Genomic DNA, 13,813 nt, shown 5'->3' with positions numbered 1-13,813 from the left:
TGTGACACCGAGCCCCGAATCCGACCGATCACCCCGCAAATCCCCAGGTCGCGTTCGTCACAAAACCCCAGGTGAACGACCATGGACGAAACCGACTCATTCCTGAAACGAGCGGTCCCTACCAGGACAAATAAAAAAGCCCCTGACCATTTTTCCTGGTCAGAGGCTTTCGATGAGCCCCCTAACGGGATTGAACCGTTGACCGCTCGCTTACAAGGCGAGTGCTCTACCGCTGAGCTAAGGAGGCATCGTGCGGGGGCAAGCATATCCGTTCACCGGACCCACAGTCCAAACAGGTACCTTGTCGGAGGATCACCCCAGCTACGTAAAGACGGACATGACCTTCCTGCAAGACGTGACGGCCTCGCTGAGCCGTCTCACCGGCGAGCGTCGCGCCACCATCGATACACCCACGGCAGCGCCGTCGCCGCTGCAGCCGATCGACCTCACCGACGATGCTGTTGTCGCCGAGGTGCTGGATCTGGCGGTGCGCGTCGGGGAAGTTCTTCTCGCGTCGGGGACGTCGGCGATGGACACGACGACCCAGGTCCAGTTCATCGCCGCCACCTATGGTCTGGCTCGTTGCGATGTCGATGTCACGTACAACTCGATCACCATCAGCGCCCACCGCGGCCCGACGCGTCCGCCGTCGACGACGATGCGCATCGTTCATTACCGCTCGATGGATTTCACCCGTCTCGCGGCGGTGGATCGTCTGATCCGCGGTGTGCGCATGAAGATGATTCCGCCGCCGATCGCGCGGGAGACGTTGGACAGCATCACCACGGCGCCGCACCCGTACAACCGCTGGATCGCCACGTTCGCGTGGGCCGGTATGGCTGCGTCGATCGGCGTCCTGCTCGGCGGCGGTGTGTTGGTTGCTGTGGTGAGCTTCTTGACGACCATGGTCATCGACCGCATCGGCCGCGTGCTCAACCGCGTGGGTTTGCCGTTCTTCTTCCAGCAGGTCGTCGGCGGCTTCGTTGCGGCGACGCCTGCGATCACGCTGTACAACTTTCAGGACCAGTTGGGCATCGACATCTCCCCGTCGCAGGTCATCGCCGCCGGTGTGACGGTGTTGCTGTCGGGATTGTCGCTGGTCGGTTCGGTGCAGGACGCCATCACAGGGGCACCGATCACGGCGTCGGCCAGATTCTTCGAAGTGCTGATGATGACGGGCGGCATCATTGCCGGTGTCGCGACGTCACTGAAGTTGGCAGCGATCATCGGTAGCGATCTGCCGCTCATCAGCAACACACCCCCACCGGACATCACCCAGGTCCCCACGAAGGTCCTCGCCGGCGCCGCAGCATCGCTGTTCTATGCCCTGGCGTGTTACGCCGAGCGTCGTGCGCTGACCGCTGCGTTCCTGGGCGGTTTCGCCGGCGCACTCGTCTACCTGATGGTCCAGACGCTCGCCACCGGCCCGATCATCGCCTCGGCGTTCGCAGCCACGGTCGTCGGTTTCGCCGGTGGTCTGATGGCACGTCGCGCGCTGATTCCGCCGCTGATCGTGGCCGTCGCGGGGATCACTCCGCTGCTTCCCGGTCTGTCGCTGTACCGAGGTCTGTACGCGATGCTCAACGATCAGCTGCTGATCGGCTTCAGCTCGCTCCTGGCGGCCTTCGGCATCGGATGTGGTCTGGCGGCAGGCGTGACACTCGGCGAGTGGGGCGCTCGTACCCTGCGTCGTCCGCGCATCCTGGCGCGTACCGAAGAGCTACTGCGACCGACATTGCGCCGTAAAGAGGTGACGCAGCGACGCAGAGAAGAACCGCGCCGCCCGACGGTTCGTCGGCGACGCGGTCCTGTAGAAAAAGTTGCTCCGACGGAGCGCAGCACTTAAGCCTCGGGAGTTCCCTCTGCGGACTGACGTGCAGCTGCGTCGGCCTCCATTGCCTCACGGAGGCTGCGCGGACGCATGTCGGTCCAGTTCTTCTCTACGTATTCCAGGCATGCTGCGCGGCTGTCTTCGCCGAAGACGACTCGCCATCCCTGTGGAACGTCGGAGAACGTCGGCCACAGCGAGTGCTGGTCTTCGTCGTTGACCAGCACGAAGAAGCGTCCGTCTTCGTCATCGAATGGATTGGTGCTCATCTCGCCTCACTCGTCACAAACGTCTTGTTTATCGGCAGTCTTCATGTGAAGTGCCCCCCGACCCTAGCAACGCACAGTATCTCACCGGTGTGTCAGCTTCTGCGGTCAGCTTCGCAGAAACTCCAACACTGCGTCGTTGATCGCCTCGGGTCGCTCCAGATAACCGTAATGACCGACGTCGGGAATCTCCACGTACTGGGCGTCGGGTATGGCTTTGGCCAGCTCGGCGCTCAGGTACGCCGGGATCATTCGGTCGTGCGCAAAACCGACCGACAGGCACGGCACGGTGATCTTGCCGTATGCGGCGCCGCGGTCGAAACTCTCGTCCATGCCGAGCTGGGCACGCACGCCCGGCGTCGTCGCTGCGGTCGAGAATTCGAACAAGTCCAGCCAATCCCGCGCACCGCGCGAGTCCGCCAGCGTCGTCGGTGAGAGATTCATGACAGCGGTGATGGCAGCGGCATATTTCGGGGGCAGCACGGTCTTCGCGTCGGCCAGCGCCCGCTCACCCTCCCCCAAGGTCTTCTGGAACTCGTCGAGACGAGCGTGACCGGCCAGAAACACTGCCTTGCGCACCAGGTCAGGACGCTTCAGAGCAAGTTCTTGCGCGACGCGCGAGCCCATCGACGTACCGACGACATACGCCTTCTCCTGGCCAGTGCGCACCAATTCGATGAGCCCTGCGGTGTCGGCGACGAGGTCGTCGATGGTCATCCCGTCGGCGCTCTCGGACGACGGCGCGATGCCGCGATTGTCGAAGTGACAGACGCGATAGCCCGCCTGGACCAGCGCCGGAACCTGATGTAGCTCCCACACACGGCCGGGGCTACCAGTGCCCATGATGAGAACGACCAACTCACCAGTGCCCTTGACCTGGTAGTTCAGTGAAATCCCGTTCACGGTCGCGATCGGCATGAAACTCCTTTTTGTCGCAGTTGCTCGCGCCGAGTTTACGGCTGGTTTCCACGCTCGCCCATCGGGTAGTCCAGCGGGCGAGCACGTCCACGCCCGCCCACGAACACGCAAGGAGTAGCCCACATGAGTGACGACAGAGCATCCGAGCAGGCCCGCAAGAGTCTGTTCGACGCGGTCAAGGGCAAGGCGAAGGAGGTCGCGGGCGCGGTGACGGGGAACGACTCGCTCACCACCGAAGGGCAGTTGCAGAGCGCCCAGGCTCGCGAACGCAAGGAAGCGAAGGCGACCGAACTCGCAGCCGAGGCGCAGTCGCAGGACGCTGCCGAGGATCTCGCGTCGGTCAAGAACAGCGCCGAGACCCAACGTGAGTCCGCGAGCGAGAGCGCCGACGCAGCCGAGGAGAACGCCCGCCTCGTGCAGCAAGCCCAGCATGTTGCCGCCGAGCAGGAAAAGCGCCAGGCCGTCGCCGACGAGGTGACAGCGGCAGAGGTCGACGCCCGAGCCGAACAGATCGAAGCCGTAGCGGAAGGCCAGTCCGACGCAGCCGCGGCCACCGCGGACGAGATCGCCGCCATCCGTGAGCACACCGAAGAAATCTCCGACGCCGACGCGTTGCGAGCCGAAGCCGACCGCGCACGCCGCAACCCCTGACACCCCGCCTCGAACAGGAGTCCTTCGATGAACGCACTGGCCATCCCGCTGTCCATTCTCAGATTTCAATACCGAATCATTCGAATTCCGTTGCAGCTCTTCGAAACCAACGTCGTGCAGAGGCGAAGTGCCGAAGATCCGGCACGCTTGGCGTACGAGCACACCTTCGGCTCGCTCGACCGAGCGATCGGCGGGGTCCTCGGAGACCCCGAGGTGCGACAGCGCGGCGAAGCACTCGTCGACCGGACCGAGAACCTCGCTCGCGCCGGCAAGCTCGAAGCCGAAGCTGATGCAGTCGAGGCCGAGGCCGACCAGAAGCTCGACGCCTCACGCGACGCTGCGGAACAGGAACGTGCTGCAGCCGCAGATGCAGCCGACGACGCCGCTCGCGAGGCCCGCGAGCAGGCCGAGCAGCGCAAGCAACAGGCAGCGCGCGACGCCGAGCAGAAGGCGGCCGCCGAGAAGAAGAAGGCCGACCAGCTCGCCGCGACCCGCGCGGCCGAGGCGCGCAGCGCGGAGAAGAAGCAGCACGAGCAGATCGACAAGGTCGAGAAAGTCGCTGCAGCGCCCGCCGAATCCGAACTCGCCGACGCCGCCCAGCACCAGGAGGAGGCCGAGGACAAGAAAGCCGAAGCCGACCGAATCGAAAAGCTGTTCCTGGCCGAGAAGGACACCGACAGCTGATCCCGCGAACGGGACCACTGGGTCAGCCGACCACCCGGAAGGTCGAGCGATAGGCGCTCGGTGAGACCCCGATGTCGGCCATCAACTGTTGGCGCATCGACGTTGCGGTCCCGAAGCCGGCTTCCTCGGCGACGCGGTCGATGGTGTGGTCGGTGTTCTCGAGGAGTTCACGCGCACGGTGAAGCCGTTGCTGAACAATCCATTTTGCCGGTGACATCCCGACTTCCGCGGTGAAGCGCCGTGTGAAGGTACGCACGCTCATCGATTGCCGAGCGGCGAGCGCGTCGATGGACAGGGTCTCGCGGAGGTTGGCGATCGCCCATTCCTGGGCATGGGCGGTCGAGCTGGAGGTGGACCTGGGGACGGGCGTATCGATGTACTGCGCCTGCCCTCCGCTTCGATGAGGCGGTACGACGGTTCCGCGGGCGACCCGGTTGGCGACCATCGCGCCGAAGTCGCTGCGAATCATGTAGAGACACAAATCGATTCCCGACGCTTCGCCCGCGGCCGTCAGTATGTTCCCGTCGTGGGTGTAGAGGACGTTCGGTTCGAGATGAACAGCTGGATACAGCGCTCGGAACCGATCGGCGGACTTCCAATGCGTCGTGGCGCGGCGGCCGTCGAGGAGCCCGGCCGCGGCGAGGACGAACGACCCGGTACAGATCGAGGCGATGCGGGCGCCGGCGGGAAGCCGGTCGAATATCCCGGCATCGGGCAGTGAGCCGTCGTAATCGAGATCCGACGCAGGCACCACGACGGTGTCTGCATCGTCGAGGGTGTCGACCCCTCGTTCGACGTGGATGAACACATCCGAGTCCGTGCGGACCGGTCCAGGGGTTATCGTGCAGGTCACGACGTCGTACAGGGGTGTGCCGTCGTCCGCCCTTGCCTGCCCGAAGAGTCTGTGCACCGAGCCGAACTCCATCGCGAGCAACCCGTCACGAACGAAGACGACAACCTTGTGCATGGCCGAATTCTTTCACATGTCGACCGATCGGCCACTGTTTCCGACCGATACGTGGTGACAGGGTCGAGGTATGAACATCTTGTGGGTCTTCGCCCATCCCGACCACCGTTCACTCAACGGCTCCCTCCGCGACGCGGCAGTGAAATCCCTGGTCGACCGGGGCCACACCGTCGAGCAATCCGACCTCTACCGAATGAACTGGAATCCTGTCGTCTCCGCCGCCGACTACGGACACGACACCGCGGACCGTCTGCATGTGGCGACGGCGTCGAGCAACGCGCTTCGGGACGGAGCCCTCGCCGAGGACATCGCCGACGAACAGGCGAAACTCGACTGGGCGGACGCCGTCGTACTGCAGTTTCCGCTGTGGTGGTTCTCGATGCCTGCGATCCTCAAAGGGTGGGTGGACCGCGTCTTCATCGAGGGCTTCGGGTACGGCATCCGCAGAGATTCCGGTGGCACCCGGCGTTACGGCGACGGCCTGATGGCGGGCACACGCGCGATGATCGTCACCAGCATGGGCGGCAGTGAACACACCGTGGCACCGCGAGGAATCAACGGCTCGCTCGACGAGCTTCTGTTCCCGATTCAGCACGGATTCTTCTGGTACACAGGCATGTCCGTACTTCCACCGGTTCTGATCCCGAGCGCCGACCGGATGACCGACGGGACGTACGACGCGGCGGAACGCGAACTGACACAACGGCTGTCGACTCTGTTCACCGACGAGCCGATCCCCTATCACGCTCAGAACAGCGGCGCGTACGACGAGAAGTTCGTCCTGCGCCCCGAGCATTCCGAGGGAGATTCGGGCGTGCGGGTACATACCCGCGCGTGAGAAGTCACGTTCGGCAGTGACTCGCCGCACGGGTCACCGCAAGGACCACGCGGCCCAGAGTTCCGCGTAACGCCCACCGGCAGCGACCAATTCCTCGTGCGGCCCCTGTTCCAGGATGCGGCCGTGTTCGAGGACGACAACACGATCGGCGGCTGCAGCCTGGGTGAGCCGGTGCGCGACGACGAGGGTACTTCGCCCGCGGGTAGCGGCTTCGGCCGAGGCTTCGAGGTCGCGGGCGCCTGCGCTTCCGGCTTCGGCCGTGGCCTCGTCGAGCACGGCGACAGCGGGATCCGCGAGCACGAGCCTGGCCAGCGCCAACTGCTGGGACTGCGCGGACGTCAGTTCGTGCCCACCCTCGCCGACGACGGTGTCGAGGCCATCGGCCAGTGCGTCGACCCAGTCCTGCGCTCCGACGGTGGCCAGTGCGGCACGGACATCGTCGCGACCGGCCGTGGGCGCGGCGAGCAACAGGTCGTCGATCAACGGGCCCGCGAACACGTGCACCTCCTGGCTGACGATCGCGATGTGCCTGCGCAATCCGTCGGCGCCGAGATCGGCGAGTGTCGCACCACCGATCCGGACCGTTCCCGACGTCGAATCGATCGAGCCCGCCGCGATCGCCGCGATGGTCGATTTGCCCGCACCCGTCGATCCCACGAGTGCAACGGTCTCTCCCGCAGCCACTTTCAGGTCGATACCGTGCAGCACTTCGTGTCCGGTGTCGTACGAGTGCCGGAGCCCCCGAACCTCGAGCGAACCGTCGGTCGGGATGGCGCCGGTTCCGGGCGACCGCTCGTCGGGAATGTCGATGACGCCGACCAGACGCGCGAGGCTCGCACCGGCGGACTGCACGTCGTCGAACGAGAACATCAGCATGCCGATGGGATTGAACAGGCGATGGAACAGCAGTGCGGCAGCAGTGGTTTGACCGACGGTGATGTAGTCACCCTGTACCAGAAGAAAACCCGCGGCGAGGATCACCGACAGCCCGACGCATTCCGCGCGGTTGCTCCGGGATCCGAAGCGCGTGAACAGCCGGAACACGTCGATGCCGATGTCCCTGGCTTTGCCCGACGCGGCGTCGATCTCGGCCAGATGCGCTTGCTCGAGCCCGTAGGCGCGCACCGTCCGTGCGCCCTGCATGCTGCTGATCAACGCCTGCGAACGCTCGCCCATCGCAACTCGCTCGGCCGCGTACATCGGCGCGGATTTCGGCAGATACCAGCGCAATGCCATGGCATACATGGGAATTGCGACCATCCCCGCAAGCCCGAGCCGCCAGTCCAGACTCAGCATCGCCACGACGCTCAGCGTCACGAGCATCAGCGCGGAGACGATGTTGGGAATGACGTCGCCGACGGATTTGGCCATGACCGCGACGTCGTCGCCGACGCGGGAGAGCAGATCTCCCTTCCCGACGCGTTCGAGTGTGCTGACCGGTAGATGCAGTGCGCGCGAGAGCACCCGCTCACGCAGCGATGCGAGTACGGCCTCACCCAGCTTGCTGATCGTGTACGAGCTCAGTGCGGTGAACACCCCTCCTGCGATCGCAGCCACCGTGATGATCACCACGACCGAGACGATCGTCGACGTCGGAGCGCCGTCGGTGACTCGATCGACGAGGACACCGAACACGTAGATCGGAATCAGCGACATCGCCGCAGCGACAGCACTGATCGCTATGGTCAACGCCGAAATACCACGCCGAGAGCGCAGTTCGCCTGCCAGGAAGGCCCACGAGCGCTTGCCCGTCGCGACGGGAAGCAATTCCGGCGCCGTCATCGGTTTCGGTGTCATCGCAGGACCGTCTCCTTGTAGCGCTCGTCGTCGACGGCGAGATCGTGGTGGCTGCCCTCGGCGACGACGCGGCCGCCGTCGACGACGAGGACGCGATGGGTCACCGCCAGCAGCGCGGGACTCGTCGTGATGAGAACCGTCGTCTGCCCGTCTTCGACGCCGTGTCGCAGTTCTCGTATTCCGGCCGCGATGGCATGTTCGGTGACGGCGTCGACGGCGGTCGTCGGGTCGTGCAGCACCAGAACCGGTGCCGATACCGACAGTGCGCGGGCCAGCGCGACCCGTTGACGCTGCCCACCGGAGAGCGACGCGCCGCGGTCGGTGACGGCGTGGTCGAGGCCGTTCTCGTGCATTTCCACCACGTCGGTGGCGGCCGAGGCGGCGAGGATGCGATCGAAGTCCTCGCTTCCCCCTCGTGCCGCGATGTTGGTCCGGAGGGTGCCGGCGAACAGGTCGGTGTTGTGCGGCTCGACGAGTACCGTTCGGCGGACCTCCGCGAGGCCGAGTTCGTCGATCGCGACGCCGCCGATGGTGACCGACCCCAGGTAGTCGTCGGACCCGATCTGACCGGACAGCACCGCGGCGAGCGCCTCACCGTCCTGTGCACGCAACGACACCACGCCGAGGAGTTCGCCGGGTGCCGCGGTGAGGTCGAGGCCGTCGAGCGAGCGGTAGGTGATGCCTTTCACAGTGATGTCGGTCGCAGTGGGTACCTGCGAACCGCCCTCGGCCAGAACGTGATCGGCACCGAGCACGAGCGCCAACCGATCGGCCGAGCCGCGCACGACGGCAGCGACACCGGGCAGCCGCGACATGGTCGTCAGCGGTTCGATGATGAACTGCGACAGCCCGACGACGGTGATGAGCTCGCCCACCGAGATCCGCCCCTGCAGCGCGAACAGACCTGCCGCACCGGCGATGCCGACCGACAGCAGAGCACTGACCGTCGTCGAGAAGCCGAGGTAGACGCTGTTGGCCTTGGCCATCTTCATCGTCGCGGTCAGTGCGGTGCGACTGGAGGCGAAGAACCGTGCCGCCGCCGCATCCTCCGCACCGATGCCGCGCAGCGGCCGAACTCCGCTGACGAGGTCGGTCGCCATCCCGGAGACCCGTGCGACCGTGGACTGCTGCTCGGTGGCCGCGCGCGTCAGCAACGGCGCCGCCCGCTGCAGCAGATACATGATCACGGGTGTGCCGACGAGCACCGCCAACCCGAGAGGAATGTCGATGACCAGGAGGGCGACGGCGCACACCACGACTGCGGTCGTCGCGGCGACGGTACGGGCGACGACGTCGAGAATCCACGACGTCTTCTCCGCGTCGGATGTGGAGACCGACAGCAACTCGCCCGAGACGAGGTCGGTGCGCACCCCACGCGGATGCAGCACCCGGCCTGCGACCTCGACGCGCATCAGGTGCGCCTCACGCTCGATGGCGACGACGATGATGCGCGCGCCGAAGCGGTAGGCATACGACAACACCACGAACAGTGCGGCCAGCCCGACCAGCGACACGATCATCGCGGTGCCATCCCCGGTGTCGATCGCGCGGCCGACGATCAAGCCGATGGCCACCGGCACCATCGTTTCGCAGAACTGGTGCACGCAGAAGAACAGGGACGAAATGATCATCCGCGCCTTCTGCCGCTGGAGACTCCTTCGAAGAATCGAGCCCCCGGTCAACGGGCCTTCGGGCGACACCGACATCACGCGGCCTCGGGAGAAAAGTGCATCAGGTAACCCTAATCTATCCAGTCCTGCCATCGTTCCGACAGCGAAAGTGGCGAGAGTGCGCCGAATTCTCATAGAGTCGTGGCCGACGAGCCGAGCGCCGAACTCGTCGAAGGACCATCTGTAGCAGTACCAGCAACGAAGACGGAGATCATCATGGCCGCCAAGACGACCACCGACAACGACATCGCCGACGACGACATCGAGCCCTTGGCCGACGAGACGGCAAGCCAGGCACAGCGCGTCGTCGCCGCATATGCGACCGATGCCGACGAGTGCCGCATGCTTCTGGCGATGCTGGGTATACAGCCCACCGCCAAGGTCGACTGAACCCTCCCGGGATCTCCTTCGCGCCTGGACCGAACCGAACCGATAGGACAGTAGTGGCTGACGCCTCGCAAGGCTCGGATTTCGTCGTCGTAGCCAACCGGCTACCCGTGGACCTCGAGACGCTTCCCGACGGCAGCACCCGGTGGAAGCGCAGTCCGGGCGGGCTCGTCACGGCGCTCGAGCCCATCCTTCGGGCGAACAAGGGTGCGTGGGTCGGTTGGCCGGGCGTTCCCGACGCCCATGTCGAGCCGTTCTTCGAGGACGGCCTCGAGCTGTGCCCGGTGGCGCTCAGCGAGCAGGAGGTCGCCGACTACTACGAAGGATTCTCCAACGCGACGCTGTGGCCGCTGTATCACGACGTCATCGTCAAGCCGGTGTACGACCGCTCGTGGTGGAACGAATACGTCGAGGTCAACAGGCGATTCGCCGAGACCACCTCGGCGGCGGCGGCCGAAGGCGCGACGGTCTGGATTCAGGACTATCAACTTCAGCTCGTTCCGAAGATGCTCCGGATGCTGCGCCCCGATCTGACCATCGGATTCTTCCTGCACATCCCGTTCCCCCCGGTCGAGCTGTTCATGCAGATGCCGTGGCGAACCGAGATCGTCGAGGGACTGCTCGGTGCCGATCTCATCGGCTTTCACCTGCCGGGCGGCGCGCAGAATTTTCTCTACCTTGCCCGGCGGTTGGCGGGGCAGGTCACCTCGCGTGGATCTGTCGGGGTGCGATCGAAGCTCGGATCGGTGCAGGTCGGATTCCGCACGGTCCGCGTCGGTGCATTCCCGATCTCCATCGACTCGGGGGATCTCGACGAGAAGTCGCGCACCAAGACCGTCCGGGATCGTGCAAAACAGATCCGCAAGGAGCTGGGCAACCCCAAACGCATCATGCTCGGCGTCGACCGACTCGACTACACCAAGGGCATCGACGTACGGCTCAACGCGTTCCGCGAGCTACTGGAGGAAGATCGCGTCGATCCGGCCGAGAACATCATCGTTCAACTCGCCACCCCCAGCCGCGAACGGGTCGAGAGTTACAAGGCGATGCGCGGTGAGATCGAACAGCAGGTCGGCCGCATCAACGGCGAGTACGGCCAGGTCGGGCACCCTGTTGTGCACTACCTGCACCGCCCCATTCCCCGCGACGAGCTCATCGCGTTCTTCGTCGCAGCCGACGTCATGCTCGTCACCCCGCTGCGCGACGGCATGAACCTGGTGGCCAAGGAGTACGTGGCATGCCGCAGCGATCTCGGCGGCGCGCTCGTACTGAGCGAATTCACCGGAGCTGCAGCAGAATTGCGCCAGTCGTATCTCTGCAATCCACACGACCTCGACAGCGTCAAGGACGCCATCGTCGCCGCTCTCGAACAACAGCCCGAGGACGGACGCCGTCACATGCGAGCAATGCGCCGCCAGGTGCTTGCCCACGACGTCGACCGATGGGCACGCTCGTTCCTGAGCGCACTTGCCGATCCGCCGCAGGACATGCAGAGCAACGGCGCCCGCTAGATCGGCTCCAATGCGCTGGTCAGCCATCGTCCGTCGACCTTCTCCATGCTCATCCGTACCCGGCTGCCGCTGCTCGCGGCGTCGGGTGCGTCCGAGCTGGTGGTGATCTGATTCAGGAACAGCAGGACCGTCGCCGTGTCCGGTGCTGCATCGACGACGGCAGTGCCCTGGACCGTCACCTGCACGGTCAGCGACTTCTCCTTGGCTCCCGGCGCGATGACATCGGCGACGAGTGTGGAGTACTCGTCCTTGAAATCACCGGTCAAACCATCTGCAGCAGAAGCCAACTGCTGATCGACGCCGTTGTAGTCGTAGGCCAGCATCGCCGCCGCCTGCGCACTCGCCGCAGCCACCGCGTCGGTCCGCGCCTGCTCCGTCTGCTCGTCCTGCCGATACCGGTAGTGCAGGAACCCCACCCCGACCGCGAGGGCGACCAGCACTGCAATCGCCGATACGCGCAACAGAATTCGCGATCTACTCATGGCACGAACTCCACTCTCGACGCGGTCATGACGCCATCGGAGTCGACGACGGTGACACGCAACCTGAAGTCCCTCGGCTCCGCCTGCGCGGCATCGGAGTTCTGCACCATCGCCCGCGCCGCGACCAGCACATCCGCGGATCGATCACCGCTGCTTTCGATTCCGGCCTCGATGATCTCTCCGTTCGAATCGACCTGCGCCTGCTTCACCACATCGACGAACGGGCCCTCGCGACCTTCGAATTCCGCCTTGAAGTCACCGCTCGCTCCGGCGAGCAGACGGTCGACGTCCTCCTGCGCCGAATCCGGATGAATGGTCGTCAGATTCAGCACCGTCTGACGTGCCGTCTGCACGTATCGCTGATTCTGCGCATCCTCGGCACTCGTCGCTCGGAGACCGACGATCAGATAGGTGCCCGCGGCCACCAGCGCCAGCAGAACGATCAGAAACAACGCAGGCAGCACGATCCGACGTCGGCGCCGAGGCTCGGCGGTGGGTTCTGACGCGGTGGGTTCTGACGCGGTGGGTTCTGACGCGGTGGGTTCTTCGGCGACCGGCGCTTTCTCGACAACCGGTGCTTTCTCGACAACCGGCGGAGTCGCATCCGACACCGGACCTGCCGGGCGGACTGCTCGGCGGCGTGGACGCCGCTTTGCCGTGCCCTCGTCGGTTTCCATGACGCCCTTCCTCGAGATCCCCCACCTAGGAGCCATGCTAACTAGAACCCGTTTTCCGGGTGGGCCAATCACGATAGTGCATGCCACACGGTCACGATTCTGCCGGAACTGGAACTCGTTCTGGAGCCTGATAGCCTCGGTCTTTCCGGTAGGGCTGCTTCCCGGTTGGGCTGCGAGAGGATCTCGAAAAAGATGGCGCACACGCTCACGTGGCACGACGATGTCAGTCACCAAGCTCGAATCCTGTCCTACGCGGCACGGTTGACACTCAAACCGGCGTTCGCGATGTGGCCTCTGACCGACGGCGGCATCAGAGCCATCGGCCGGCTGGACCGCGCCGTCGACCGACTTCCGAGGCCGCGGCGCGTCACCATCGAACACGTGCCCCTCGGCGGCGTGCCGTGCGAGAAGACGACGCATCCGCGCACCGCCACCGGATCGTTGGCGGGCGCCACCGTGCTGTATTTCCACGGCGGCGGATTCGTGTTCTGCGGCTTGGCAACTCACCGCAGCGCATGCGCCACCATGGCGGCGCGCGCCGGAATCCCGGTCTACTCGGTCGAGTACCGCCAGATCCCGATCGGCGGCATCGGAACCTCCATCGCCGACGCCATGAACTCCTACCGCGCATTGCTCGATACCGCGGCAGACCCGTCGAAGATCATCGTCGCGGGCGACTCTGCCGGCGGCTACCTTGCGATGAAGGTCGCCGAGCTCGCGGTCCTGGAGGGCCTCACGCCTCCTGCCGCCGTCCTCGGGTTCTCCCCGTTGCTCAATCTCGATTTGAAGAGTCACCCGAAGAAGTTCATGAAGAAGGATGCGTATCTGCCGATGAAGCAGGTACTGGCCCTCGAGGAAAGGTGGATGAACGGTCCCGACGCCATCCCTGGTGCGTCGTCGCCCATCGACGTCGACCCGTCGGTGTTTCCGCCGATCTTTCTCTCCACCGCCGAGTACGAGCTCATGCGCCCCGACGTCGAAGCCATGACCAGGAAGCTCGCCGTGGCGGGTAGAACCGTCGAGACGCACGTGTGGCGCGGGCAGGTCCATGCGTTCCCGGTCATGGCCGGTGCGCTGCCGGAGGGCCGCACGGTACTGGATCTGGCCGTCGCCTTCGCGGCCCGCAACATCTGACAC

14 protein-coding genes and 1 tRNA gene are annotated in these 13,813 nt (G+C 65.1%); 7 read left to right on the top strand and 8 right to left on the bottom strand.

Annotated features, from left to right (window positions below):
- Nucleotides 1-175 precede the first annotated feature (175 nt).
- Nucleotides 176-247 (bottom strand) — tRNA-Thr (locus RY1_RS11775).
- A gap of 90 nt (nucleotides 248-337) precedes the next feature.
- Between RY1_RS11775 and RY1_RS11770 the strand changes: the two genes are divergently transcribed.
- Complete coding sequence (locus RY1_RS11770) at nucleotides 338-1,846, top strand: threonine/serine exporter family protein (RefSeq protein WP_072803720.1); 1,509 nt, start codon at nucleotides 338-340, stop codon at nucleotides 1,844-1,846.
- On the opposite strand, the gene RY1_RS11765 is transcribed toward RY1_RS11770, so the two are convergent.
- Together RY1_RS11765 and RY1_RS11760 are read right to left on the bottom strand one after the other, a co-directional pair.
- Nucleotides 1,843-2,097: an MbtH family protein gene (locus RY1_RS11765; RefSeq protein ID WP_019663793.1), complete on the bottom strand. Its 255-nt coding sequence runs from the start codon at nucleotides 2,095-2,097 to the stop codon at nucleotides 1,843-1,845. The two genes, RY1_RS11770 and RY1_RS11765, sit on opposite strands and share 4 nt — an antisense overlap.
- 105 nt (nucleotides 2,098-2,202) lie before the next feature.
- Entirely contained in the window at nucleotides 2,203-3,012 is an 810-nt protein-coding gene (locus tag RY1_RS11760; protein WP_072803719.1) for an alpha/beta fold hydrolase, read from the bottom strand.
- 123 nt (nucleotides 3,013-3,135) lie between these two features.
- On the opposite strand from RY1_RS11760, the gene RY1_RS11755 reads away from it, so the two are divergent.
- Together RY1_RS11755 and RY1_RS11750 are read left to right on the top strand one after the other, a co-directional pair.
- On the top strand, nucleotides 3,136-3,663 hold the full coding sequence (locus RY1_RS11755; RefSeq protein WP_072803718.1) for a general stress protein CsbD: 528 nt from the start codon (nucleotides 3,136-3,138) through the stop codon (nucleotides 3,661-3,663).
- Nucleotides 3,664-3,690: 27 nt separating this feature from the next.
- Complete coding sequence (locus RY1_RS11750; protein ID WP_072803717.1) at nucleotides 3,691-4,347, top strand: hypothetical protein; 657 nt, start codon at nucleotides 3,691-3,693, stop codon at nucleotides 4,345-4,347.
- A gap of 22 nt (nucleotides 4,348-4,369) precedes the next feature.
- On the opposite strand, the gene RY1_RS11745 is transcribed toward RY1_RS11750, so the two are convergent.
- Nucleotides 4,370-5,314 carry a GlxA family transcriptional regulator gene (locus RY1_RS11745; RefSeq protein WP_072803716.1) on the bottom strand — a complete coding sequence of 315 codons (945 nt, stop codon included), beginning with the start codon at nucleotides 5,312-5,314 and terminating at the stop codon, nucleotides 4,370-4,372.
- Between the two features lie 70 nt (nucleotides 5,315-5,384).
- On the opposite strand from RY1_RS11745, the gene RY1_RS11740 reads away from it, so the two are divergent.
- A complete protein-coding gene (locus RY1_RS11740) occupies nucleotides 5,385-6,152 on the top strand; it encodes an NAD(P)H-dependent oxidoreductase (RefSeq protein WP_072803715.1) in 768 nt (255 codons plus the stop codon).
- 33 nt (nucleotides 6,153-6,185) lie between these two features.
- Here RY1_RS11740 and RY1_RS11735 read toward each other — a convergent pair whose 3' ends face one another.
- Both RY1_RS11735 and RY1_RS11730 read right to left on the bottom strand, forming a co-directional pair.
- Entirely contained in the window at nucleotides 6,186-7,934 is a 1,749-nt protein-coding gene (locus RY1_RS11735; protein ID WP_072803772.1) for an ABC transporter ATP-binding protein, read from the bottom strand.
- A gap of 11 nt (nucleotides 7,935-7,945) precedes the next feature.
- On the bottom strand, nucleotides 7,946-9,655 hold the full coding sequence (locus tag RY1_RS11730; protein ID WP_371829463.1) for an ABC transporter ATP-binding protein: 1,710 nt from the start codon (nucleotides 9,653-9,655) through the stop codon (nucleotides 7,946-7,948).
- 105 nt (nucleotides 9,656-9,760) lie between these two features.
- Between RY1_RS11730 and RY1_RS11725 the strand changes: the two genes are divergently transcribed.
- Both RY1_RS11725 and RY1_RS11720 read left to right on the top strand, forming a co-directional pair.
- Entirely contained in the window at nucleotides 9,761-10,009 is a 249-nt protein-coding gene (locus tag RY1_RS11725; protein WP_072803713.1) for a hypothetical protein, read from the top strand.
- Nucleotides 10,010-10,062: 53 nt separating this feature from the next.
- Complete coding sequence (locus RY1_RS11720; RefSeq protein WP_072803712.1) at nucleotides 10,063-11,517, top strand: alpha,alpha-trehalose-phosphate synthase (UDP-forming); 1,455 nt, start codon at nucleotides 10,063-10,065, stop codon at nucleotides 11,515-11,517.
- On the opposite strand, the gene RY1_RS11715 is transcribed toward RY1_RS11720, so the two are convergent.
- Both RY1_RS11715 and RY1_RS11710 read right to left on the bottom strand, forming a co-directional pair.
- Nucleotides 11,514-11,999: an Rv1363c family protein gene (locus tag RY1_RS11715; protein WP_072803711.1), complete on the bottom strand. Its 486-nt coding sequence runs from the start codon at nucleotides 11,997-11,999 to the stop codon at nucleotides 11,514-11,516. The genes RY1_RS11720 and RY1_RS11715 overlap by 4 nt on opposite strands.
- Nucleotides 11,996-12,676: an Rv1363c family protein gene (locus RY1_RS11710; RefSeq protein WP_245819607.1), complete on the bottom strand. Its 681-nt coding sequence runs from the start codon at nucleotides 12,674-12,676 to the stop codon at nucleotides 11,996-11,998. Before RY1_RS11710 ends, RY1_RS11715 begins: the two co-directional genes overlap by 4 nt.
- Nucleotides 12,677-12,868: 192 nt before the next feature.
- Here RY1_RS11710 and RY1_RS11705 point away from each other — a divergent pair, with 192 nt between their 5' ends.
- Complete coding sequence (locus RY1_RS11705; RefSeq protein ID WP_072803709.1) at nucleotides 12,869-13,810, top strand: alpha/beta hydrolase; 942 nt, start codon at nucleotides 12,869-12,871, stop codon at nucleotides 13,808-13,810.
- Nucleotides 13,811-13,813 lie beyond the last annotated feature (3 nt).

The organism is Rhodococcus yunnanensis NBRC 103083 (genome assembly GCF_001895005.1).
Taxonomy (GTDB): domain Bacteria; phylum Actinomycetota; class Actinomycetes; order Mycobacteriales; family Mycobacteriaceae; genus Rhodococcoides; species Rhodococcoides yunnanense.
The sequence above is the reverse complement of the archived record's forward strand: the minus strand, read 5'-3'. Positions and strand labels throughout refer to the sequence as shown.